Origin of the sequence: Sporosarcina newyorkensis, from assembly GCF_900167515.1 — a bacterium.
GTDB classification, from domain to species: domain Bacteria; phylum Bacillota; class Bacilli; order Bacillales_A; family Planococcaceae; genus Sporosarcina; species Sporosarcina newyorkensis.
Genome location: NZ_FUYJ01000005.1, coordinates 99169 through 125311, shown reverse-complemented (window position 1 = coordinate 125311; position 26143 = coordinate 99169). Strand labels below are relative to the sequence as shown.

The window sequence follows — 26143 nt, the reverse complement described above, 5'->3', positions numbered from 1 at the left end:
AGTACCCGTAAAATCAGTTGCCTGCGATATTTAGACACCATGTGAAGTTTTCCCAGGCGGAATACCAGCCGGTGAAAGTCTCGTGCGAATCATCCCACCGAACCTCAAATTTCTTCTGACCGTCTACCTCTATCAAATACAGCGCCAGCGTAGCGTCTTCCTTAGCTATCGCTAACAACATACCGTTTTGAAGTTCGTCTTCCGTAAACAGCACATCTGAAACCGAACGCACCTGTGCTTGTTCGAATACTTGCTTGTTACTAATTTTATAATTCATAAAGACCCTCCACTAAAACATTTATTCTTTTGTCCGTTCGTATGTACTTCTTCTGTAAATCATAGAAGTATAGAAGTACAGAAGTTCATTTTATATGTATTTACCAATGAAATCAAAGGTGAAATAAATTAGCTTAATTCAATTAACTTGATAGGTTCGGATTTACGCCATGATTTAGCGGAACCAAAACTACCGAACAAAGTATGGAGAGTACTATCTACTACTCTCGATACTTTCAAATTTTACGATATCTGATCTAGCGTGCTACAATAAATTGAATTTAATTCCAAAAGGAAGTGTGAGTCTTACAAAGTATCCGTTATGAGCTGTAAACCCATTGCCCAAAAACGCACTTGTTTTGAAAATCAAACAGTTTAAGAGGTGTTCGAAGATGATAGCGGAGAATAAAGAACAAACGATATTTCATCATGTTGGCAAAAAAATTATGACGGATAGAGAGATTGACATAGTCGCTAGAATAGAAGAGCCATTGATCGTGGTTTTAGGGAATGTGTTAAGTGATGAAGAGTGCGATGAACTGATCCGATTGGCTGCAGACAAAGTAAAACGTTCAAAAATCGGAACAACACGTGAAGAAAATGAGCTGCGAACAAGCAGCAGTATGTTTATAGATGACAGTGAAAACCTAATTGTCGCAAGAGTTAAAAAACGAGTTTCAGCAGTTATGAATATCCCGATTGAACACGGAGAAGGACTTCAGATCCTTCGGTATACGCCTGGTCAACAGTACAGAGCGCATCATGATTTCTTTTCAGCTGAAAGTAAGGTTACAAACAATCGAATTAGCACGCTTGTGATGTACTTAACTGACGTAGAACAAGGTGGAGAAACATTCTTTCCTCAACTGAAATTTTCTGTGTCGCCTCGAAAAGGGATGGCTGTCTACTTCGAGTATTTCTATAGCGACCAGATGCTGAATGATTTAACTTTACACGGCGGAGCACCCGTTGTGGAAGGTGAGAAGTGGGTCGCGACGCAGTGGATGAGGAAACAAAGTGTAATGTGAAATTAATTTGCATGCCTGTGCACCAAACAATCGTGTTAGTTTAAACATTCATGGTTGTTCGAACTAACTTGAATATTTAAATTGTCGTGTTTGTTTTTTACACAGACACCTCATACTTGTATTGGTCACTATACATTTGGGTTTTATTTTTGTATAGCTGTGGTACAATCAGCATATAATAAAAAAACTGAACGTCTACGAAAAGTCCAGCCAATCACAGTTGTCCCCGCATGAAGAGCGGTTGACCTACTTAACAATTGAAGATGTTTTTACTAAAAAGAGTAACCCCCCATTGAGAACCTCGGTCAAAGGCAATGGGCGGTTACTTCTTTTTGTTAGTGCCGTAGCTAAAAATATACCGAATTGAAATAGCATATTCATTGATTCGTATGTCACCATATATAAACACTCCCTTTTTTAAGAGAGTGCCTTCCATCTGCTTTTGTTGTATAATTGATGTTTTTAATCTATCATACTTGCAGATTGTTGAATATCTTTTCTCTTCGGTCATTCATACATACATTTCTTCAATGAATAATTAGTGATCGATGCCTATGTACCAAGCAATTGTGTTTTTTAAACAATCACGACCATTCGAACAAACACAAATGTTTAAATTTTCACGTTTGTTTCTTACAAAGGTATCTCAATTCATAACCTGCATTAATAGAATAAAAGTTGGAGGCGATATCTAGTGAGAAAATTCATTTTATCGACTGAGAGCGGGGCCGATTTACCGGAATCGTTAGCAAAGAGACATAATATACAAGTAATACCCATGCACGTAATTATGGATGGACAGGACTATTTAGATGGTCATCTACCCGTTAAAGAGATTTATGAATTTTATGATCGTACAAAAAAGATACCTTCTACATCTGCCACTAATGTCCATGAGTATCAAGAGTTTTTCAAAAAAATCAAAACGGAATTTCCTGATAGTATCATCATTCATATCGGGTATACGTCAAAGGCATCTGCTTCCTTTCAAAACGCGCTACTGGCTGCGGAAGATGTAGATGATATTTTTTTAATTGATGCGTTAAACGTAACAGGCGGATTAACTGCAGTTGTCATGTATGCGGTTACTTTGCTGGAGAAAGATCCGGAGATGAATCCTGTTCACTTGCTGGAAAAAATCGAAGTAAAGGTGCCTAAAACAAGACTCGCCTTCCTACCCGGCAGCTTAGACTTTTTAAGAGCCGGCGGTCGAGTCAGTAATATGGCTTATTTAGGAGGTGCTTTGCTGAAAATAAAACCATGTATTGAATTAGTAGATGGCAAGCTTGTCTCAACTAAAAAATATCATGGCAAGATGAGTAAAGTTGCTGAAAAGTTATTTCTGGATTATTTACAGCAATACGAGATTGATAGACAAAAAATTTATTTTATATACTCCATCGGATTAAGTGAAACTATCAAACAACGGATCAACGAAATTGCACTTGAAAAAGGATTCGAAAATAGGATTTGGATTGAAGCAGGCGCTATGATCTCTACACATTCTGGTCCTGGAGGATTTGGAATTGCAGGAATAGAAGTTTGACGGTGAAAAGAAACTGTGTGTGAAATACTGTTAATTACTATACAAACAAGATAGTTTTTCGTACAGGAAACTTTAAATACTTGAACAGGTACTCTTAAACCAGAGAAAATCCCGTCAGTCCAGTATGACCGACGGGATTTTTTATAAGAATTAACTATTCCAGTAATGAGCAAGAGAAAATCCTGCGAATGAAAAATCACTTACCTGCTTTTACAGCAGCGAGTTCAGTCGTCACTTTTCCTGCTGCATCAGTGATTTTAATAATGCCGACTCCTTTTGCGAGATACACCCGGGAACCGTCCGGATATTTCAGAATCACCGTGTTTTTAAAAGTACCGGCTTTTACTTTTACAGTCTTTGCCGTATTTTCAACGAGAACTTTATAGTCATCAAAGTGATCGCTTTGTAGAAAAGTGGAGCCTTGCTTTAGCGGGTAAGGTGCACTTACAAAAACAAAATCCGAATATCCTAAACTTGCCGACAGTCCGAAATCGTCTTCAATATATACTAAATTGGCCAACTCCGGATAGTTTTGACTCTTTTTATTGTATAAATACGTAAATGTCTCTTCTTTCTTCACGTGAAACGTTTCTTTCGAAGGCTCATTGAATGAAGGTGAATAGGTCAGGATTAGGCCGTCGATTGGAGAAAGGCCGCTGTTCTCTGCCGTTGAAGCCATACCGGCAGGCGCAGTGTAGGAAAAGCCAAGAACTAAGATAATGATTGCGAATAATGTTTTTTTCATTGGAATCACCCTTTCATGATGGTTGTCTACTTGGAAGTTTATGAGACAGTTACTGTTGCTAGAACTGGCTGGGGAATAAAAGTGGTTATTCAGATGCTATTTGCTGCCTGTTATTTAATAATACCCCCTGTGTCTATCTATCAAACTGTAATTATGTCTATTTGAAAAAAGCTCCTGTAATAGCTTTTGCAGACTCCAATTGACTGTCATCTAACAGTAAATCTGTTTTACTATCATATAACTTGTCATTGATTGAATAAATCGCTGGACTGACGAAACCGCCATTCCTAAAGAGAACAATTTCATCATGCTCATCTGATAATACATTTGAACCAACTTGAATATTATTTTTCGTATCAATTCCCAGTAAGTGCAATAATGGTGGAAGAAGTGCCGTCCGAAAAGTCATTACATTAAAATAAGTGACGAAAATCAACTGATTTCGTCACTGGTTTTTAAGGTTGTGAGAAAAACGGTTCTTCAATTCCCAACAGGAATGTACACATTTCAGAATAGTGTCCAAGTTGTCTGATGCACAGGCACCCTGTACTTAAAGCAATCATGAATGTATTTAGCACGTACATGCTACAAATATAATTAGATGTTAAACTAAATTTTTGATTTGGCTAGAATTTGGGCGTATATTGTTCATTAGTAAACAAATAGATGTATTTATAAAAAAGGAGTGTCTTTCATGGTAGGAATTATGAAGGGAAAAGCAGGATTAGTCACAGGATCAGGCTCAGGAATTGGCAGAGCAACTGCAATTGCCTTAGCAAAAGCGGGCGCAAAGGTCATGATATCTGACGTAAGTGAAGAAGCAGGACAAGAAACCGTACAAATTATCAAAGATAACGGCGGTGAAGCAGCATTTCTCAAATGTGACGTAAGTGATGAGGAGCAGGTAATCGCACTCGTGAATAAAACGGTTGAGACATTTGGCAAGCTAGATTTTGCACATAACAATGCAGGTATTAACAAGGGATTAAAGCCAATTGGAGAAATGGATTCCAAATATTGGGATATTACACTAAAAGTAAATCTGTATGGAACATTTTACTGCATCAAGCACGAAGTAAATGCTATGCTGAAAACGGGTGGCGGTGCGATTGTCAATACGGCATCAGGTGCTGGTATTGAAGGTTCACCAAACATGGCTCCTTACACTGCATCTAAACATGCTATTGCCGGTTTAACTAAATCAGTTGCTTTGGAATACGGTCAAAAAGGGATTACCATTAATTCTATCGCACCTGGCGCCACCATCACACCTGCAATTGAAAGTTGGTCTAAAACTTCGCCAGAACAATACCAAGGCGTACTTGCATCACTTCCAGCAGGAAGAATGTCCACCGCAGAAGATCAAGCAAATGCTGTTGTATTTCTATGCTCAGACCTTGCAAAATCAATTAGCGGTGTAACACTTGCAGTGGATGGCGGTTATACTGCAGGTAAAATGCAACAATAATTCACATAGCTTTTAAACGTTTTTTATACAGAGAATGGATCAGGCATGAGACTTGATCCATTTTTAAATGTAGTACCAGCTCCATGCACAATTAACATTACGATTATTTAAGTATCCCTATTTATTTCGTGAATAGCCTAATTTTAAAGCGTTTATTAGCCAATAATATCCGAATATCTACTTAAAAACCGATACTTATAAACAAACAGCCGCTAAAATCTTTTGAATGTCGTAAATGCTGGAGTCATTCTTGAACTGCTTATTCACCAGCGGTTCCGTCGCACTGGAAATCCAAATTTTAAGCTCCGCATCCAAATCAAACTTCCCAGCCGTTTCAACGGAAAAATGGGAAATGCTTTTATATGGAATTGAATGATATTCAATCTTTTTTCCCGTCAACCCCTGTTTATCAACAAGGATCAACCGCTTCTCAGTAAACACCATGAGGTCCCGGACCACTTTAAACGCTGCCTTCACCTTCTCCTCCTCAATTAAAATGGATCCCAGCTCTTTCTCTACTTTATCAACATCCAAAGTCGATGCATTTCCTACTAGCGAATCAAATAACCCCATAAAATCTCCTCCATTCTATTTGTCTTCAAAAATAAAATTACCACTTCACAATTTCAATGGTAGATGTAGATAATGGCGATGTTTAGCCAATGGTTGAAACCACATTTCCATCTTGATCCATAATGTTCGTTTTAACGACTTGTATGATTAAGTCTTTATAAGAAGACAAACGAATTTCTCCTTCTTTTGGGAGAAGCTTGTTCATGAGCTCGTTGACAACCGCTTCGTCAAGTTGTAAATGAACCGTACCCTCACCTGTTTTGATTTCAGTCGTTAAAGCAGGCTCCAATGTTACGCTTATTTCTTTGCTCACTAAACTCAAATCTTTCCCCTTAAGCAGCCGACCGCGCAGCAGCTTTCCAACCGTATCAGCTTGTTTCGCTCCTAGTGTGAGCACAGCCGGTTTCTTTTTGAACAAACCATTCTTACCGGGTACCCAAGCTAGTTGATCTACATATAAAAACCCGGTGCTCGAACCGTCACGATCTATTCCTATTTGAACACTTTCCTGAACAGCAGGGACTCGCAGCATAGAATTTCGGGATAAATCTGTAATATAACCTGGAATTTCTGCTTTTCCAGCTTCAAGTAAACCTCGTGTATTCCATATTTTCATAGCCTCCAACTCATCCTCAGTGATCCCAACCATTTGAAGAAACTCAACACGTCCATTCGGCGTATGCAGTGTATCAAGTTCTGGATCTCGTATAAAAGCAAGAGCGGTTAGCTGTGTATCGGCTCCCAAGCAGATTGGACCATTCGCATCTAAATAATCGCCTGCAACGAAAATATTGTTACTGTTAAAAACATATCTTCCCATGTTTTGAAGGAGGTTCAATGCCCATGCTGGAGGCTCCTCCTCATCCTTACTACGGGCCACCCGAAAAGAAAGTTCAAACCCGTAGCCGCTACATTCGGTATTCTCCGACTCCTTCTCATAAAGTTCTGAAAAACCAAAAGTTACAATATGCCAGTGCGGGGAAGGTGTTTCCGCTTTATAAGCACTAAGGCCATCTAATGGATCTTGTCCACCAAACATATAAGAAATTGCGGTACCGTAATGCTTCGGTTCCTGTTCCCCGTATAGCTTCGTTACCGCTTCTTCAATTGCATCCCATCCTGTTGTGTTTATTTCTTCAGTCATTAGTTTCCCTCCAACTCGTATAGTATCTTTCACTCTCGCAATCTATTAATTATTATATTAAATGAAGAAAATATAAAAGGCTATGGGTCCTAAATCATCGGCTTTGTATATAACATTAGCCGGATAATTCTGGTATCCTTCATATCAAAATGCTACTATTAAAAATATAGGGGTTACCATATACATATGAAGTTATTATATATTTCATTGGGAGGTAGAAATGGATAAAAAGCGTATAGATCAATTGAATGAGGGGCAGGAAGCAGACGAACATCTTTTTTCAGATATGTTTTTAGCCGATTTTTGGGAGGACAGCGAGTATGCAAAAGAATCTTATCAATCTGAGCCACCTACGGATGAACTAATTGATTCAATCGAGAAAGAGCTTGGTTACAAACTTCCATCCTCATATATTCATTTGATGAAGTATCAGAATGGCGGAGTGCCAAAGAACACCAACTTTCCAACAGAGGAACCAACCTCCTGGGCAGAGGATCATATAGCCATTACAGGGATTATGGGAATTGGCCGCGAGAAAAGCTATTCACTGTGCGGGAGTCTCGGTAGTCCCTTTATGATTGAGGAATGGGAGTATCCTGACATCGGCGTGGTGATCTGTGATTGTCCTTCAGCCGGCCATGATGTCGTCATGTTAGACTATCGAGCGTGCGGTACAGATGGTGAACCTGAAGTTGTTCATGTCGATCAAGAAGATGATTATAAGATTACCTTCCTTGCCGATAATTTTGAAGAGTTTATCAAAGGCTTGGTGAACGATGAACTATACGATACGTCTGAAGAAGACAAAGAAGAAGCCTTGGAGAAAGTAGCGCACGGCAAATTTTCTCCTCTGCTTAAGGAACTGTGCTCTCGGGTAACCGAAGTGGAACAGGTGGAACAGAAAATCCGCAGCATATGTACACGGATTGTCGAAGAGAAAGGACATTTTTCTTTTCACGCAGATGAATTATCATATGTCATGTATGATGTGCAGTTTTGGTTATATACGAAGTCGTACCCAGAAACCAATCGCGATCAATATGTAGATGTTTATCCGAACATCATCGTATTTGGAGATGAATTCGGCCAAGGAGGATATGCCCCTTCCTTCATTACAGATTGGCTTGACTACCGCACCAAAGAAGGGCGGATTGTACAGGATCATGGGATGATTCGGTTTACCGATTCATATGCAGAGGAAGTAATTAATACGGTAAAAGAAGCCTAATCGCTGATCAAGTTCATACCTACTAATGGAAAGGGCACGCTTTTAAAGCGTGCCCTTCTTCTGTATTCAGTGGATCACCCGTTTTCCCTATATCCCCCAATCATCTCCAGTACGGTATTCAGCTTTGCTGATATACCGTTGCTGTAATCCTATCTTTTGGACAAATAAACATATAATATATGCCTTCAGCATATTCGTCGAAATCAGCATAATCTATCTGCCCTATAAACCGCATTCTTCGTTCACAACAAGGACAAACCGGATACTCGGGATCCTGAACCCAGCTTGGATGACCGCCAATCTGAGAATTCAATTGTGACATGGCCCAAACTGCAGCATAATACGGTGATTGCGGCTCATGTGAAAGGACTAAACTTGGCGGGTGTTCATTACTGCTATTTACGTCATCTATATCCGGGAGGTAATCAGGTTCCTGATTATAGCGGCTCCAGATAGGCACGCCATCATTATCCAGCTCCATGTATATCGTGCTAACCCCCCCACATAAGTCACAGGTTATCACCTGTAAGTTCTCCATCTGTAGATCGAGATATTGCAAGGCCGGATGAGAGTTAGCTGCGACCATCAATCTCTTTAACTTCCTATTGCACCATGGGCATGTTGAATGGCTCGTTTCAAGAAAACGGGCATGAATTTCTGCAGTTACACCAGCATACTGTTGATCTGATTGCCTGATCGCATAACATAATGGATTCACTAAGTCGCGCCTTTCCCCATTCGGAGTAAGCTCCCAACCCCCGTCAAGAACATAAGTTTCAGGCGTTACATACAACTGCTCCGTCCATGTTGGTTGCCGCAATTGCCATTCTCGAAACTGGTCTATTACCTTAACATCACCGATCCAACCGAGTACAAGAAGGAGATGATTCCGATTGTCCTCATCCCATATCACCCGCTCCAGAAGCTGATCTCGAATGTCTTGCGGTGCATCTTTAAAAAGAATCGGATTATGAAACAAGCCGCGCTGTATAAGCTCCGGCAAAGCATCTGATATAGTATCATCCCGGTAGCACACCAAAGATAATAGAATTTCTTCCGCTTCACTTTCATTGTTAACAGCTAATAATTCCATTGTGTATTTTAGCATCAGTTCGGCTTCTTGGTTTGACAAAGATATGTATAGTTGCTCCATGCTTAACGGAAAAGGATTGTATTGGATAAGCGGGTCATACTTTCTCGGTGCATGCATCACTTTGAGAATGTCTACTTGATCTGTTAATCCATCATAAAGATTCACCGTTTTGCGATGCTGTTCAATATAAGCTTGCTGTTTTTTTCGTTCCTGATCCTGACGGCAAGGCATGCAGATACCACCTGTTTTGGCCGCGGTGCTCGGCAGAATTGTTGCGTTGCAGCCTTCCGTCTTGCATGGTATTCGTTTCGTCATATCAATTAACCTCCGTAATTATGAACCAATATACAGTCTATTTTCTGAGAAGATCGCTGAATACCCACGTCTGTACAGCTCAAAATATGCTGCGAACGGATCACCATTCAATCTATAACGGTGCCACTGAAGATAATATGAAATCCAGTAATCACAGGCAATCGAGTAATACGCCTCGTCCAAAACTTCAATCGGTTCATCATACTCCGTCTGTTCGCTGATGATATCAAAAATCGTCTCATATATTTCAGGATCGTATTGCTGACGAATTCCATCTATCGATCCAGGAGGTACAATTCTAACCTCTTCGATTCCAAGCAGGTAATCCACTGAACCTTCCACATCCATTTTCCCGGAACATTCCAACAATAAATTCTTTAAACCTTGAATAAACTGCCTGCCATAATCTACTAACACCTCATTGGGTACATTACCAGCTTTACTAGTGAAATATCCTGGCACTGCAGGCCCACTAAAATCATTCGGATCTAGCATTTCATAGATCTGTAATACCTTCTGCAAATACGCATGCCCATCTTCAAGAGGTTCAAAAGTAGCCTCTATGCCTTTTCCATCCGGCATATACATTTGGAAATACCCATAGAAACGGGCTTCCTCAATATCTGATTCATCGGAATCCACCTCTTCATCCATCAATTGAAGCAAATACCTTGCATAAGACTGTTTATCCATATGTACCTCTCCTCTATCGCTCGTCAGAATAAACCATTATAGATAGTCATCCAAATTAATCAGGTTCCATATTGGACTACAGCACTGATTCCGTTTCACTTTTTGCCTTAACCATTCCGAGAGGCTCCATCATGTTAGTATGCTTGTATCTGATATGTAACCGTAAATATAATATGTATCATGATCCAGTCGATAGGGAATTGATAATTCTTTTAAAATATTTACAAAGTCATCTGTAATATCAATGATTTCTGGTGAAACTAGACGACCACGATGTTTCAAATATCTTGGCCGGACTCGAATCCACTCCACATTGTAAAATGGTACAATACCCTCTATCCAATCTCCCCAATACCAAACATCCTTTTCAAATTCTTCAGGATATACTAGATCATCTAACAAATACTTGCCTTGGTATGGTGGCGGAAATCGCAACGTATTGATAACTGCATCTTGGAGTTTTCGCCACTTTGTATCATTCATGAGAGAAATTAAATTTCTTTCAGCAATGGTCTCCATTACTCTCATTTTATTTTGATTTGGTATCATAGGGAAACCTCAATTCGATAAGTGATATGTTGACGTCATGGTTGTGAAAATTTCGCTTACCAAAATACTCATACACTTCTTAGGACTTTTCTATAAGTTCAAGAACGGATCATCGTACTGGAATCTCACTAGCAACACTGCCAATCATACACTACTTTTGAAAAATCCCTATTTTTCAAAGCGTCCTTTGTAATAGAGAAAACACAGTTCCCAGAATCCCCAAACATAATGCCGCATTCCTCATCGATATCCAGTTGCAATAAAAGAAAATCGTCATCATCAAAACCGATATAGTCATTCTGAACAAAATATGGATAACCACCAATTCTGCTATCGCTACTATAGCAATCATCACTCAGTTTCTCATATTCTTCTTCTGATAGCTTCTTCATAAAAATTTCCCGAAATAGATCCAATGAGGAAGACATAGGCATCTCCCTTGATGTAAAATACATTTTGCCGCTGTGTGAAAAAGGGAGATTACTGTTATATTCTTCATTTTCATAAGGATGTTCCTTTACTAAATCTCCTTCGTTTTCTTCAAAATCTTCAATGTATTTTAGTAGAATCGGGTCTTCCAAACCAAACATATCATCGTTTGCAACGAAAAATTGCAGTAATCCCTTTTTCGGTAATTCATCCAGATCTCCAATATCCGCCAGATTGATTTGTGCTAAAAACAACATAGGTTTTCCAAATTGATCGATTGGATAATCTTTACTGTTTTTCAAATAGGGACACCCACCTAATTTGCTATCCCAGGGTTTTGTTTCTTCACGCTTAAAAATTATCTCGTTACTATACCTAAGAGTGCCTTTAATTAGGTTTTCATGCTCTTTCAAAAGTTTAGGAATTTCGTATTTCATCAATGTAACCCCCCATTCTAATAAATAATTCTTTACTTAACCGATAGAGCCTATATTTTTTTGGAACACAAAAACAAAGCACCTCAATCCATTTAATAGTTCCCTCGCTTGCGTGAGAGCCATTTATTCTCTCTTAAGGACTTATTTACATTCTTACGGTACTAAAAATTGTCGTCTCTGTGGCACTATTCCCTGTCATTTATGTTCGATAATAATTACATAATATATATACTAACTCATCGACAAATGATGTTAAAATGAAATGAGGAACTCATGATAACGGATACGAAAAAAAACAGCTAAGAATGAGTGCAGTTTTTATAAAAACAAGATGATTTAAACATAAAGATTATAGCTCCTAACTCTTTCGTAAGCGACTGGATAGCCACTCACTACGCAGATCTTATTAAGGAAATATCCGCAGAATCTCTATCCTTTAACAGCGCTATTGGAACAGTCGAAGTTATAACCGCGAGCGATTATATAAAAAACTAAAATGAGCAGGGTCATCATATGACTCCTGCTTTTTTTGTAGGAACGGTTCCGAAACAGAAAGGGATAGAATGGACGCATTCAATTATATGATTGGTAATTTCAGCGAAACATTGGGAGCTTTGACAAGTAAAACAGACATCTCTAACGACGAAAATTTAGGCGGGGAAAAGGATGTCCCTCATCCCAGACATTCGAATAAGCAGAAATAACTGATCGCAACTTAGGCTGCCCTTGTAGCATCCAGGCTCTAAATTAACAAAAAAGACGTTAAAAATGCGATTGAATCCTAATACAACAAGCTCGTTTAATCGAACCAATAATTAAAAGAGATAGGCATCCCTATCTCTCCCATTTTCCATATTTAATTGGTGGAACCGTCAACAAATAAGTCAGCTCCTTTTATTAACAGTGCAAATCCTACAATTAATAAAATATAAGCCATGGGTTTGTCTCTCCTCTATTCCATTCACGTGTTTTTATTATTATTTTCTGTGAGCATAAATACATATCCAATTTGTAAGGAATATTAAACGGATAACGTAAACAACCATTTCTAGAAGGACAACGTGCCATTAAGTAGGTAAAATAACTGTTTCAAACGAAATACTAAACACTCTACATGTAATTTGGAATGTTTTAGTGCCTGCCACTTACAGTTAGACTTTCCCGACTGTTTACATATATTCCGACACCTTATTGAAGAAATGGAGCCATTAACACTTTGCCTGTTCCGCGATAGACATTTACCAATCCTTCTCCTGAAGCCGCCGAACCCATAAGTGTTTTTCCAGACCTCTCAACAGTAAATTCTAAACTGCCTGACCAAGCAATCGCCATATTCCCATCAATTTTCAACTCATCATTATCTAGCTCTACTTCTATCAGTTCTTCTCTCGGGTTAGAAGATTCAAGTGCGACCACTCCTTGACCAGCAAGTCCAAGATTGAACAAACCTTCCCCTCCTAATGCAGCAGAAGACAGGCTCGCGCGCATCACGGCTTTATGTTTTAATCCCGAATCACAAGCTAAAAACAGTCCGTCTTCAATGATGAGTGACTGATCCCACTCGCCAACATCAAGGAGCAAAATATGCTTGTACGTTGGTTCTAATACAAGTTTGCCAGTTCCCGTATATTCAGGTTTGATCGCAGATTCTTTTGTGACCTTTCCTCTGAATGTTTTCCCAATAAAATCTCCAACACCTTTAATCCCTGTTGTCGCTTTCACATCTCCAGCCATCCATTGCATAGAACCTGCCTGAATCGTAATATTTGCTTGGTTGACATCGCAAACCAACTGTCTTCTTCTCAGATTCATTTCAGACGCATAATATGCCGATTGCGCTGTTAAATGATCGATACTTAATTCTCTTTGAAACTCTACTACTTTAAAAGGGCCTAACTCTTCCCTGACGTTAACATTCGCATTATCTTCAAAATTTCTGATTGTAAACAGAATAATCTCCTACTTTCTTAGCTTACTCACTTTTGTTATGAGGTGATGATTAATTATAACACGATAAAATCCAGTGCAGTGATGTTAGGATGTCTGTTATCAAGCAAGGTGTCATTAATAAAAGTTTAGTTGAACTGGTTAAAGTATCAATTGAAAATTCAATGTCTTCCTATTGAACTAAATTTGTTTGCTGACGATATTCCGTTAAAATCCAGTAAAATTTCATGACATTAAAAAACGCCATATACCTTGATATAACAAAGTTTATGACGTTCTATGAAAATATTTTTTGGACTAAGCGTGAGTCCAACCACCTTCTCCTAACAATGCTTTGATGTCAAAGTTTAAGAGTAGTTTTCTTATACCTAACTAATCTTGGCTATGTTTACTGACAACTATCGGAGATAAGATGCTATTCTTTGTAAAAGATCTAGACATACAGCTGATTAAATCCAATCCTCTTTCGGAACATCGTTTACTTCTCTCTTCGCATAATAGCGTCCTTTTGTCGTCATTCCAAGAATAATCGTCATAGCCGCTGCCAAAAGGGCTGCGAAAAATGCCGCAGTACTTTGAAGGAATGTGCCCATAAAACCGAGCGCTGCAATGGTACCAATAATCGTCGGAACAACTAGCGATACAACACCGACTGGGTTCCACTTAAAAAGATTTTCTTGTCTGGATTCATAAAAACGTGGAGCGACTTTCAGCCATTTTCTTAGCACAAGTGCATCTGTCACCAGTACGGCAGCCCAGCTCATGAGCGCAACGCCTTGGAAAGTCATTGCCGTGTCAAGATGGTCAATGATCCCGCCCAGCATGAGAATCAACGCAGTAACACCCCCAACGACGACCCAGAAACGACGTCCCGGCGTAAAGCCAAATGTGTTTTCAAAGAAGTTCGATAGGGATAACGAACTGCTGTAAATATTGGTAACATTAATTCGAACTTGTGTAAGCAGTGTAAACAGCACACCGCCAAGCCCCAATAGAGTAACGATGTATACGCCCGGATTTGATTCGCCAAATGTAACTCCGAACCAAATGCCAAGACCGCCCATTACACCATAGCAGAAAATCTGCGGGATGAAACCGATTGCAATGGAACCAATTTTCAAATCTTTTGGTTTTAAAAAGCGCGCATAGTCTGATGCAATCAATGCCGTTAGCCCCATAATTCCGTGCTGCATTCCGATACATAACAATAGTGCGGTGCCGCCGACTTTGACGCCTTCAGGCAAGAATGTCCATAAAGCCCCGTCAAATGGGGACGAATGGGTGAATGTCATAACGATCGCTGTAATTAAAAAGATAAAGAAGATCGGCAAGGACCATTTTTGCAATTTGTCCAGTTGCTTAATGCCGAACCAGTTCAATGGGATAATCACCGATCCGAAGACTATGATTAACAGCCAAACAGGCATAGCAGGAAAATAAGCATGAACAGCTGCAACTAGAATCATGCCCTCAAAGGCACAATACATAATAAAATTAGACGCGTAAATAAGTGAGGTTAATCCGGCTCCAACGTAACCAAATCCTCCGCGGGATAATAAGTTAACGTTCATACCGGATTTAGCAGACAAATAAACAATGAAGCTTCCTAGGATGCCTGCGACTACAATTGCGTACCCTGCTGAGATAAGGGCATTCACCGCTCCAAACTGTAGTGCCATAACGCTTCCCATCTGGAAATAGAAGATCGCAGTTGCGATGCCGAATGTGATGTTGGTGATACTTAACCAGCCCATTTGCCGTTCCTCGCGCGGAACCCGTTCAAATGAGTAATCACCTGTAGTTTCTTCTTGACGTGGATTTGTATCCTGTTGTAGGTCTTTTTCATGCACAGATTTATCCTGACGTGGTTCTTTCTTCCGAAGATCTCTTTCTTGTAACTTGTGATCTGCAGTAATATCAGATCGCATTGTACCAAATCCTTTCCATATTCGATTGTAATTATTCTTTGTCGCGGTGCTTAAGTATTTAGGAGGGGGCTGCAAAATAAGTTGGGGAAAAGCGATTGCAGGCTAGGTAGACTTTTACATGCAGTTGGTTGACCAGAGACAAAATAAAAAAGCAGTGAATTTCTCCGCTCTCTTTCAGCAGCGTTTTCCCTCACTCTTATTTCTATATTAACATAATCTGGTGGTAGGTTGGAGACTTCCCCACAAAGTCTATCCAAAGTCCTATATCGATAAAATTCAACATTATACTTCATTTTCAGGAGATAAAAGTGATGCGAGAGCTTTTGCTATCGTATTTTCGCGGTTTATTGTCTGGTATGCCTAACCGGTCTTATTTCCACCTATTTAACACTGATAAATACTCGAGCAATTTGGCGATAATGAGCCTTTTTTATTGTACATATTTGTTGATAAATAAGTAGAGATTTGTTTGTTTTGCATTCTTTGATCGGTTAGAAATTTGGACGCTTTGACGGCTGAAATGAAACAGCCCGAAAAAGTATCGGGCTGCTTTCGTTTACTTTTATAATTCCCATGAAAAACGTTCCGGTGCGGGAAACAAATCTTGTGTTCTTTGAAGGCTTCTTTAGACTGTGGCCGATGCTGATCACATTTTCTTTGAGTACGTCAATCTATTTATTTCATCATTCAAAATAATTCGACCATAAAAAAGGAATATTGCACAAGAGATTCCTCTCATACAATATCCCAGATTCTCTTGTAATAACACCTTTATTCTCATATAGAGACAGTGGCAACCGAAACAGCGTCAAAAGATATTGCTGCCTCAGCGTCATATTATTTACCTGTTTGTTTCTGCTTTTTTTTCAAATACTCCGCACGTATTTTTTCAACCTGCTGCTTTTTATCAAATTGGGCAAGCTTGTTTTTTTCATGATACTTTGCTACAGCCGCCTAACCTTTGCTATCCAATTGATACTTCCCCATTTTTTCACCTACTATTCTTATGGTCCTTATAGACCATTTACAAATTTCTGAATTCTATTTTATTGAAGTAGACATCCTTACTTTACTAGTATATTCCCAATCCTTGCATACATCAGTAAAACCGGATAATTAATTGTATACCATGCCGATTCCCATCTCCACTGGCCTCATTTTCGACTACAGCTTAACCACCGGCTCCATCACCGTCAACGTTCGATTCACCGTATCCATTTTCACACTGGCTCCAATAGGTACGGTGGCTTTATAATGGCCGTGTGCGGTTGCCAAGTTGGTCATTAAAGGTTTTCCAAGTGGAACCAGAAATTCATTGATCACATCCGCATAGCTTTTCCCGTAGGCTGGTTCACAGTTCGTACATTGTCCCATAATGATTCCTGCACAATCTTCAAATTTCCGTGCCATCGCTAAGTGGTTCAAATATCGATACACCGTATTGATCGGTTCATGTGTTTCTTCCAAAAGAAGAATCCTACCTTCCGTATTGATTTCATAGGACGTGCCTAAGGTACCCACGAATGACGTAAGATTTCCACCTACAATCGGCCCGGTGACATTTCCCGGAACTGCTCCGATAAGTGGAACTCCAGGCGGGTTGGTAATTTGCCAAGGTGCAGTGACAGTCGATGTTGCCGTAAAGAATTGATTGAAATTATACGAAGGGGTTTGTGGATTAAAGTCTAACAATAACAAACTTTGAAAACCGATGAGGTCAGCATATTCAAACAACACATTTAATAAAATAGTGATGTCGCTGTACCCCGAAACAATTTTAGGATTTTGTTTAATGACGGTAAAATCAAGGAATGGTAAAATACTTTCCACCCCGACTCCACCCCGGGCAGGTAAAATCCACTTCACTTCCGGATTTCTAAACATCTTCATTAGATCCGAAGCCATTTGCCGGGGAGTTGCCGCAAGAAAGCCATTCGCAGAATACACATAATCCCCCACAACCACCTTAAACCCCATACTTTGCAACATCCGAATCCCTTCCGTAATGCGATTAGCCGCCAACGGACTTCCAAGCGTCACAATCCCTACCGTATCGCCCCTTTGTAATTGCTGCGGTTTTGTAGCCATGATCCAATAGCTCCTCTCCCCGTGTAAGTAATACACACAATTTATTCTCATGTAATAGCATATGATTGCGGGTTTATTTTAGGACCTGGTAACGCGCGCACAAAAAATCCCCCGGCAATTAATACTGGGAGATATCCATATAATTCTATATGGAGACGGCGGGAGTCGAACCCGCGTCTCATAAGAATGCATTCGTATCAAGGTTTTGCAGGGCTTTTTTTCCCTTTTATAAATCATTGACTATGGTTTTGACTATGTTTGAATAAAATAGAGCTTACGGGGACAAGCATTCTTAGTTATATCATTTATAAGAAATTCACCTTAATTCTTGGAGCTTTTCTAACACTTCTTCTGCAATGGCTTCTTCTATAATCCCTTTTATATGTCTCATATTTGTCATTCCATCTACATGGTTGGTTAGAAAGCCTTGTAATTGTTTCCAATCAACCATTGAAGCATATTTCTTTAAGATTGTTCTTTTGATTTGGTCAATGGACCTTTTTATAATAAGCTCCTTCTCTTTATTATTAAAGTCTTCATACTTTATTAATGCATCGAAACGGCTTAATAAGGCATTATCTATATTTTTTTTCATTTCTTCTTCGGTAATAAAATTAGAAGTGCAAATGATTATTGATTTTCTTACATCTACTATATAGTTATTATCTTCATAAATGCCTTCATCGAACATCTGAAAAAAACTATCTTGTATATATTCTGGTGAACGAGCAAACTCATCTAACAAAATTATATTCGACGTTCTATTTATTAAAACCTTGGAGAACGAATCCTCTGAATGGTGTGTGGATTTAAAATACCTCAAACTTGCTTCCCCATGCACCATAGACATTTGTTCCCTGACTATTTCACCTTCGTCCAATTGTTTGGCTAAAAATTTAGCTGTCTCAGTTTTTCCAATACCAGGATTTCCATATAACATAAGAACAAGTGGCTTCTCATTTGTTCTTATTAATAATTTTAAAAGGTTTCTTATAATTACTTTTTTAGCAGAAAATTGGCCGATTATGAAATCATCGAATTCCTTTTTAATCCTAATTACCTTTTCTTCCGAAACGTTTTGAAATAAGTAAGGATCTTTTAACTCTAATTCAAAGGTGTTTTCCAACGCTTTCATTGTTGTTTTTGTCGGATTATTAATATAAACATGCCCACAGCCAAAAACTTCCGTAATGCGATTAATAAACCTACCAACGTTTTCCATTACATGGTTATTAACACCTGACAATTCACTAGAACTAATCACAAGTACGTCATAGCTTTTCTCCCAATAAACCGTCTCTTGAGTATCTTTCCGCTCATTATCACTTCCCCTAATGTAATCCCCAAAATAAAGAACCCTTGTAGAGTCATTAAGTCTCTCATTAAAAACCTTTTCAGGTTCGTAAAACACAGTAATTTTCATTTAAATTCCCGCCACTATGACGTCAATAATTTTATACTTTTCACTCTTAGGATTCTGTTCTGTTGGCTGATTATCATCAAGGGTTACGCTTTTCATCTCTTCATAGCTTAATTGTTTTGGCTTTGTTTTTTCCTCTTGTAACATCTCATTCATCTCATTCATAAAATTCAAATCTATATTTTCAGCCTTGCCTACTTCTATGCCGTATATACTTAAATTCATTTTAGTTAAATCATACAAACTATAATTATTCCTCATCCCATTGATATTGAAACGTATTATTACCGTTTCATATTCTTCTTCATCTGATACAATTTCCCCTAAATATTCATAATACCCTCTAGCATCGTCAAAGATAGTGTCCAACTCTTGGTGATTGAGTCCTTTTAATTCTTTTGCATTTTCAAATTCTCCTGTGTCGTCAATCATCTTTATAAACGGCATAAGATTTCTGAAATAGGTTGCTGAATTCTTTACGATTTTAAGGTTTATATGTTTATACTTTTTTATCTCTTTTGCTTCTTTACTAAGTTCAATAAATTTATTATAAATAGTTCTTGTTACTTGCGTTTCAATTATGCTATTGTTTTTTTTATTCATATTTCCTGATAGACCAAATTTTAAAAAACTAAAAAAAACCTTTCCTGCTTCCGCACTAAAACCCAGATCCTTGTTTTTCTCGGTTACTACTTTCATTATCTCTGAGGAGCTTCCCGATTCCTTTATTTCAAGAAAATCGACTGCTGCCTGCTCATCAAAATATGCTAATTTTAAAATATCTTTCATATTTCTCCCCCCTCACAATTATTGCAATTCAGGATTTAAGAAAAAATAGTAAAGAATGGTTATTTTATTCAAAGGAACCCTCTTTACTATTTGGTTTCAAGCATAATAATAAATTATCCAAAAACCCCGAGCTTTCTACACTATCTTAAAAATGCACAATACCTTTTTATCCAATATTTAGTATATTATCATTCACTTTCAATAAGGTCGTTTATAATTTCAAGCAGCTTCTCATTGTTTGTTTGCCTTGTATAGGTAACGCTGATTCCTTTTCTTCGCAATACATCACCTATATCTTCTAATTTTGTTTGTCCTCCATATTCATCATTGATTCCTACTTCTTTAACCATATCAAAGAGTTTATTGGCAGCTTCTATTTTATGATCCTCTATACCTCTTAGATCTTGCTTTTTATTTACCCCTTTACTCTCAACAACTAGGTTAATTGTAGGCTTTCCTTCTTTATCCTTTATTACATACATGAAGTCCGGGCTATACGTGCTTCCATCAATGAAAGGTATCTGCATGGTGCGTTTTGGTATTTTTCCATATACCTCGACACTACTGATATTCTCGTTTATGTTATTCTCCTCGATTTCAGAATCAAATAAAATAGTATCATACAAGTAATTTTCCAATGGTGTCCCTTTTCTCTCGTTCACACCTAGATAAGCGGAAGTCTTTACAAAATCCCTTGGATTACCATTTTCTTCAGTTAATTCTGTAGGATGCACCGTTGTGTTTGGTAATTTCTTATATGAATAAATTTTCAGCAATTCATCATAAATCCGCTGTTTGAAATAAACGGAGAAACTTCTTACCGTATCCTTTGTAAAGAAGGCATTTTCTATCTTTTTCAATTTAGATGCTCTTACAATCCCTGTATGAATTAAAGGAATAGAAATATTTGTGTTCTCAGCTACAACTTTTAAAAATGTTCCATAATTTAAAGTATCATCATCTGAAATATCAATGGAATCTAAGGTCACATTAAATATAAGCTCTCCTTGCACCATTTCTGATGTTTCTCTTTTGGTTCGTCTAACCGTTGTGGTTATCAAGTCCTCCGTGATTACATCGGAGACAATACTAATAAGTACTTCATCAGCAATAGTGTCAAAGTGTAAATAGTATTTTTCATTTAACTGTTCCCACAGGTCCTTTAATTTCAAATAGTTTTCCTTACGAATGGCAACCTTTTTATTTTTATCAACATTTCGGTCACGGACCCTATTTTTATCAAGTTTATTAAATATTTCAGGGTACTCATTGATGAATTCTTGTAGCTTGTCCGTTTTTATCTCTCTATCAAATGAGATAAAGCCTTTACCCATAAGGTCTATTAGCACTTCTTCCTTACTTAATCCTTTATTTGTAGCAATCTTTTCAATTTGCTCGGATGTAAGAACCCTTTGCTCAAAGGATGTTTCACCATATATTTCTTCTTCTAGCTTTTTCACAAAGTCCTTTTCGGTAAAGTCTACGATATAATTAAGCGTAAAGGTTTCATTTTCGATTCGATTTCCAGTTTCATCTACCGGTAAACGTAGCCCACGACCTATTTCTTGCAACTTACTGTTATCACTTCCACTTGAACGTAACTTTGCAATTGTAAAGATATTCGGGTTGTCCCATCCCTCTTTTAACGTCCATTTCGAGAAGATAAAACGTGTTGTATTTGTTTTACCGTTCTTATCTACTAAGCTCAGAAGCCTTTCCTTATCGAAAAGAATTGTGTTCACTTCTTTTTCAATTTCTTCTTCAGTTGATACGTTGTCTTGTGAGAAATATCCCGCATGTGTTTCTGTAATATTCGCAAGGGATTCTTCAAGGTACTCTCTATATTCTAATTCAAAGATATTACATTTATTAATTTCTTCATCCAGTTTTCCCCTTAATTCTTCCTCAAAGATATTCTTTAAATAAGGCTCTTTCATGTCATTATCTCGATACGAATGAATATCATCAATAAAGAAAAGAGCTAAAGTTTTGATCTTGAACTTCCGTTTGAAATTTTCCCGCTCCGTTTCAAAATGCCTCTTTATTGCTAACCGTATAGATTCCCTGACATAAGAAGTTGCAAACACATCTGCAAAAAATACATCCCCAGTGAACTTTTCCTCTCCATTACTTAAATTGACCTTGGTAGCCAATATGCCATCTATCGTAATACCTGAAAGTTTTGGAGAGAGTAGAGTCAACGAATCATGTGTTTTCAATTCTTTTGTTGTTTTGATTGCTTGACCTTGCTCATTTAGTTCTGTTTTTTGGAACCGAACAAATTCGCCCTTTTTCATTGTTAAGATTTTAAATACTTCTTCTTCATTATCGGGACTTTCAACATGCTCTTTTGCTATACCTTTAATAAGATTTTGTTCAAATGCTTTATGAATATTTAGGTCGTATATTAAGTTTTGGTAATCCTTTACTTCAACCCTATTTCTACCCCTACCAATGAATTTACTAGGAAAAGTAGCACCAAAGCGTATAATCAGTTGTGGTTTTACCTGTTCCTCAATGAATTTGAATGTGGCATTCTCACGACTAAAACGGTGTGGTTCATCTATTAAAAAAATTGGTCTAGTTGCAGAAATCGCGTCAATAGGTCTATAGTAACCTTCAATATGGGAATCGTAATCATCACGTACCAATACACCGTTTTTGCTTTCCTTTAGATGTTGCATATTTACTAACAATACTTCTATCGTGTTCCTTTGAAGATTTGATGAGGTTACGAAATCACGTATGCTGTTTGGCACATATCTCTTTGAACCCTTTTTTGTTTTAATACTCTCAACTGTTCTTAGTTTTATTTCTGTCTTGTAACCACACACATTTTTGAAGTGATTGATATTGCTTTGGATTTTCATAAAGTTTGCAGTTCCAGCCTTAATAGCCAATGAAGGAACTGCAACAATGAACTTTTTGAAGCCATACAACTTATTTAGTTCATAAATAGCCTTTGTATAAACATAAGTTTTACCTGTACCTGTCTCCATTTTTATATCAATATTCAAATAATCTGCTTCATTTTGACTGGTTCCCTGCATATTAGAAGGGAGATCTTCTTGCAGTCGCTTTATGTTTTGATATAGATAAGGACTCTTTATATCAATTATAGGATTTTCAATACTTTTCATTGGTTTTTGTATACCGACGTTTGAGAAAATTGAACAAAGCCTCTCAATCGGAATCGTTTGATGTTCTAAATTTCGTTTTAAAATCAAATCCAACTTTGTTCACCTCAATATCGCTTAATTAATGATACTTCAATACTTTTCTCTTCATTTCTCAACTGTTTTAAATTTGTTTCTAATTGTGTCAAGATGTTAAAATTCGGGAAGTTATAACCATAAACTATAACACTTGTGGGATTGAAGTTCTTATCTTCAACTATTTTAGATAGAAGGATATCAACATGCTGTTGTGATATTCCTTTATCCAATAAGTAGAGATAATCGTCCACATAATAACCAATATACCCACCTAGATTGACTTCCTCGACTGAAGGTGTTAGACCAAGGCCATCTTGATTCATCCAGGTCGTCAAGATTGTCTCTTTATCGAATTCAACTTCCAATTGGGATGCTAATAGGTTAGGATCGAATTCCCTAATTTGATCAATAATGCTTTCGGTCAATGCTTTTGCAAAGTAATGTTTGAAACCATAATCAATATCCGCATTTGTATTCTCTTTTAACGCTTGTGCAGCACGATGGATCCTTTCTCTACCTATTTCATCTATTGTTTTATAACCATGTTTTTCAGCTACAGATCCTTCTTTTACAGGTTCATCAATTTGCACCAAGATATATTTGTAGTTACCTTCGTTGTTAGCATTTAAGTGCATCACTGAATGTGCTGTTGTTCCTGAACCCGAGAAGAAATCTAAAACTATATTCCCCTCGCTGTTGTTGACTGTAACTGCTTTAATAAGTAATGCAGTTAAATCAACATCCTTTGGGTTAGTAAAAATGTCCTTTGCCCCTAAAAGTGTAGTTAATTGTTTTGATGCAACCCTTCCATCTCTATATTTGATACTGGTCAAACTTTGATATTCTGTATCCTTTAAATAAGTTTTATTATTAGGAATAGTTTCATGGGTTTTACCAAAGTGTACTAGATTATCCTCTATTCTTTGCTTCATTGTAGTTTCTGGGAATCGCCAACCACTTGCTGGTTCTTTACAAATCTCTCCTGTTACAGGGTGTACTACATCATATCTATATTGCCCGTAATTTGGTCCAGAAATATCGGATGGGAAGTAAACCCCTCTTTCATCCATCCAAGAATAATGTTTACTTGAATGGATTGGGTTTGATTCTGGGAACTGTTTATACCACTCTAAAGCTTCGTTATGAATTACCTGCCAATCATCACCATGAATTTCCCTAAACCCTTCAAATGCCTTATAGATTTCCTCAATTCCTTCTTTTTTCTCTTTCCAATTACCTGGGTTCTTTTTCTTATCCTTTACGTAAAACATGATATATTCGTGTTGCATTGAAATGTAGTCTTGATCATTTTTACTACTATTTTTCCAAATTATTTCACCTGCAAAGTTTTCTTCCCCATAAATATCATCACAAAGCAATTTCAATTGTGAATGTTCATTCTCATCAATGGATATGAAAATTACTCCATTTTCTTTTAATAATTCCCTTGCCAAATATAATCGTGGATACATAAAAGTAAGCCAAGCACTGTGAGAAGATGATTTTGAAGAAGTCATGTTTAAAATACGATCAGCTTCTTGTTCTTCAATACCTAAAGCATCTTGAAGTTCCTGCTTAGTGAACTTGAAGTTATCATTATAGGCAAAATCGTCACCACCCGTATTATAAGGTGGATCAATATAACAACACGATACTTGGTTTGTATAAGATCTCCTCAGATGCTTTAACACTTCCAAGTTATCACCCGTTATATAGACGTTTTCCGATTTGCTATTTTGGGGCTTGGTATTATGCTCTCCATTTGATACCAACACTGTTTCTGTATCAATAGAATCAGCAATGTATTTAGCATAATTTTTCCCTAGGAAGTTCATTTCATAGCCTTCAGAAGATAAATCTATATCTTGATTTATCTCCCTTTGGAACTTCTCAATATCAAGGGTATCCCCCGAGAAACAATTGGGAAAGTTCTCCCTCAGTATAGAAATTTTCTTATCGTTAAGTTTTCCTTGCTCATTATTATCAAGCGTCTCTTTTATCATTGTTATTCCTCCGCTTTTTGATTGGTTTATGTAGTTTCAGTAATCTCTATTTCCCGTTTGATAGAGTAAATAGTATTTCTTGATAAACCGGTTTTACGATGAATATCCATTACACTCATATTTCCATTTAAACATCTAACCACTTCATCGTAAATAACTCTATCCTTACCTTTAGCGTCCTTATGATACCTCTTTTTTCCGCCTTTAAATCTGCCTAACTTTTTAGCAATTTCTATACCCTCTTTTTGAGCAGTTCTTATACGTGTTCTTTCCTCTTCCACCATCCATGACAATAGGGTAAGCACCAGATCAGATACTAACTGTCCCACACCTTCAAGCTCTTTATACTTTCGTGTATCCAATATGGGCATATTTAGCACAACAATATCAATTTCCTCTTCAATAAGTGCTTCCCATTCATCTTTTATTTCCTGTTTATTTCGACCAAATCTACTCAAATCATGTATGACCAGTACATCACCAAATCGCATTTTTGAACGCATTTCTTTGTATACTGGTCGTTCAAAATCCTTTCCAGATTGTTTCTCCTGATATATACGATCACAACCATACTCTTGTAACTCTTGTAACTGCCTAGATAAATTTTGGTTTTTGGAGCTAACCCTTGCATACCCAAAAATCAAATGTCTCACCTCTATGTATTGAACAAGTCTGTTTGAACATATCTATGTATCAATAATACTATACTCTTGTCTGTTTGCACAGAGTGCACTTATAACGAACAAAAACATAAATATGATTGCCGAATTAAAGGGTGCCATTGCATACCAAAACCTCTCTCCAATTCGGAATTGCTTAGGATAATATTTATCTACTTATATTCTCGACAGCAAAACAATCGTTTATGATACCTAACTGATTTGCTGTATTTCACAAGCGGAAACTGATCCATTTCACAAAAAATTGTGCCACTCGTAATCGCCCTATTTAAATCGTTTCTTGCGTTTCTAACATTCGAATGAAGTCACCAACCATATTGATTACGTTTAAACGATACGTCAAACGCTATTGCGGATGTCAGAGCGGGATAAAAAACACTTTTTCCAAGTGGCTGAAGGATAGATTGCTTGTAATGAAAGAAAGGTTATTGTTCCCTATTCATTTCAATGAGATAAATGATCTCCCTACTGAAAATCGAAAAAACACCTTAATAAATCGAAACTAAGGATAAAAAAGATAAAAGATGCCAATCCATTTCTTCAGCTAGT

General features: G+C 37.5%; 21 protein-coding genes and 1 pseudogene. 5 read left to right on the top strand and 17 right to left on the bottom strand.

All coding sequences use genetic code 11. From position 1 onward, the window contains the following. Positions 1-13: 13 nt before the first annotated feature. On the bottom strand, positions 14-277 hold the full coding sequence (locus B5D59_RS11065; RefSeq protein ID WP_078817975.1) for a hypothetical protein: 264 nt from the start codon (positions 275-277) through the stop codon (positions 14-16). A 391-nt stretch (positions 278-668) separates the two neighbouring features. Here B5D59_RS11065 and B5D59_RS11060 point away from each other — a divergent pair, with 391 nt between their 5' ends. After that, the gene (locus B5D59_RS11060; protein ID WP_078817974.1) at positions 669-1304 is read left to right on the top strand and encodes a 2OG-Fe(II) oxygenase; all 636 of its coding nucleotides are present in this window, start codon (positions 669-671) and stop codon (positions 1302-1304) included. Between the two features lie 694 nt (positions 1305-1998). After that, positions 1999-2850, top strand: coding sequence for a DegV family protein (locus B5D59_RS11055; protein WP_078817973.1), 852 nt, complete (start codon positions 1999-2001; stop codon positions 2848-2850). Positions 2851-3046: 196 nt separating this feature from the next. Here the strand turns inward: B5D59_RS11055 and B5D59_RS11050 are convergent, their stop codons facing one another. Both B5D59_RS11050 and B5D59_RS11045 read right to left on the bottom strand, forming a co-directional pair. Next, positions 3047-3595 carry a hypothetical protein gene (locus tag B5D59_RS11050; RefSeq protein ID WP_078817972.1) on the bottom strand — a complete coding sequence of 183 codons (549 nt, stop codon included), beginning with the start codon at positions 3593-3595 and terminating at the stop codon, positions 3047-3049. A 157-nt stretch (positions 3596-3752) separates the two neighbouring features. Then, complete coding sequence (locus tag B5D59_RS11045) at positions 3753-4031, bottom strand: hypothetical protein (RefSeq protein ID WP_245799503.1); 279 nt, start codon at positions 4029-4031, stop codon at positions 3753-3755. A 258-nt stretch (positions 4032-4289) separates the two neighbouring features. On the opposite strand from B5D59_RS11045, the gene B5D59_RS11040 reads away from it, so the two are divergent. Further along, entirely contained in the window at positions 4290-5063 is a 774-nt protein-coding gene (locus B5D59_RS11040) for an SDR family NAD(P)-dependent oxidoreductase (RefSeq protein ID WP_078817971.1), read from the top strand. A 195-nt stretch (positions 5064-5258) separates the two neighbouring features. On the opposite strand, the gene B5D59_RS11035 is transcribed toward B5D59_RS11040, so the two are convergent. Further along, complete coding sequence (locus tag B5D59_RS11035; RefSeq protein ID WP_078817970.1) at positions 5259-5636, bottom strand: PH domain-containing protein; 378 nt, start codon at positions 5634-5636, stop codon at positions 5259-5261. An 82-nt stretch (positions 5637-5718) separates the two neighbouring features. Next, positions 5719-6780 (bottom strand): suppressor of fused domain protein, encoded by a 1062-nt coding sequence (locus B5D59_RS11030; protein WP_078817969.1) that lies wholly within the window; start codon positions 6778-6780, stop codon positions 5719-5721. 211 nt (positions 6781-6991) lie between these two features. Here B5D59_RS11030 and B5D59_RS11025 point away from each other — a divergent pair. Further along, positions 6992-8008: pseudogene (locus tag B5D59_RS11025) on the top strand (SMI1/KNR4 family protein); the annotation flags it as partial. A 118-nt stretch (positions 8009-8126) separates the two neighbouring features. Here the strand turns inward: B5D59_RS11025 and B5D59_RS11020 are convergent. From B5D59_RS11020 to B5D59_RS11005, 4 genes are all read right to left on the bottom strand, one after another. Continuing rightward, complete coding sequence (locus tag B5D59_RS11020; protein ID WP_245799502.1) at positions 8127-9332, bottom strand: DUF1963 domain-containing protein; 1206 nt, start codon at positions 9330-9332, stop codon at positions 8127-8129. Between the two features lie 102 nt (positions 9333-9434). After that, on the bottom strand, positions 9435-10109 hold the full coding sequence (locus B5D59_RS11015) for a hypothetical protein (protein WP_078817966.1): 675 nt from the start codon (positions 10107-10109) through the stop codon (positions 9435-9437). A 129-nt stretch (positions 10110-10238) separates the two neighbouring features. Then, on the bottom strand, positions 10239-10658 hold the full coding sequence (locus B5D59_RS11010) for a DUF6678 family protein (RefSeq protein WP_078817965.1): 420 nt from the start codon (positions 10656-10658) through the stop codon (positions 10239-10241). Positions 10659-10786: 128 nt separating this feature from the next. Next, a complete protein-coding gene (locus B5D59_RS11005) occupies positions 10787-11524 on the bottom strand; it encodes a YwqG family protein (protein WP_176132559.1) in 738 nt (245 codons plus the stop codon). A 342-nt stretch (positions 11525-11866) separates the two neighbouring features. Between B5D59_RS11005 and B5D59_RS18700 the strand changes: the two genes are divergently transcribed. Further along, positions 11867-12019 (top strand): DnaA N-terminal domain-containing protein, encoded by a 153-nt coding sequence (locus tag B5D59_RS18700; RefSeq protein WP_078818074.1) that lies wholly within the window; start codon positions 11867-11869, stop codon positions 12017-12019. Between the two features lie 693 nt (positions 12020-12712). Here the strand turns inward: B5D59_RS18700 and B5D59_RS10995 are convergent. From B5D59_RS10995 to B5D59_RS10960, 8 genes are all read right to left on the bottom strand, one after another. Then, on the bottom strand, positions 12713-13336 hold the full coding sequence (locus B5D59_RS10995) for an AIM24 family protein (RefSeq protein ID WP_245799501.1): 624 nt from the start codon (positions 13334-13336) through the stop codon (positions 12713-12715). A gap of 584 nt (positions 13337-13920) precedes the next feature. Further along, a complete protein-coding gene (locus B5D59_RS10990) occupies positions 13921-15399 on the bottom strand; it encodes a purine-cytosine permease family protein (protein WP_078817960.1) in 1479 nt (492 codons plus the stop codon). Between the two features lie 1164 nt (positions 15400-16563). Continuing rightward, positions 16564-17487 carry a S66 peptidase family protein gene (locus B5D59_RS10985; protein ID WP_078817958.1) on the bottom strand — a complete coding sequence of 308 codons (924 nt, stop codon included), beginning with the start codon at positions 17485-17487 and terminating at the stop codon, positions 16564-16566. A 316-nt stretch (positions 17488-17803) separates the two neighbouring features. Next, a complete protein-coding gene (locus B5D59_RS10980) occupies positions 17804-18910 on the bottom strand; it encodes an AAA family ATPase (protein WP_078817957.1) in 1107 nt (368 codons plus the stop codon). Beyond that, entirely contained in the window at positions 18911-19696 is a 786-nt protein-coding gene (locus B5D59_RS10975; RefSeq protein WP_078817955.1) for a DUF6414 family protein, read from the bottom strand. Between the two features lie 188 nt (positions 19697-19884). Further along, positions 19885-22929 carry a type III restriction-modification system endonuclease gene (locus tag B5D59_RS10970; RefSeq protein ID WP_078817953.1) on the bottom strand — a complete coding sequence of 1015 codons (3045 nt, stop codon included), beginning with the start codon at positions 22927-22929 and terminating at the stop codon, positions 19885-19887. Between the two features lie 11 nt (positions 22930-22940). Next, the gene (locus B5D59_RS10965) at positions 22941-24914 is read right to left on the bottom strand and encodes a site-specific DNA-methyltransferase (protein WP_078817952.1); all 1974 of its coding nucleotides are present in this window, start codon (positions 24912-24914) and stop codon (positions 22941-22943) included. A gap of 26 nt (positions 24915-24940) precedes the next feature. Next, positions 24941-25558, bottom strand: coding sequence for a recombinase family protein (locus tag B5D59_RS10960; protein ID WP_078817951.1), 618 nt, complete (start codon positions 25556-25558; stop codon positions 24941-24943). Positions 25559-26143: the final 585 nt, after the last annotated feature.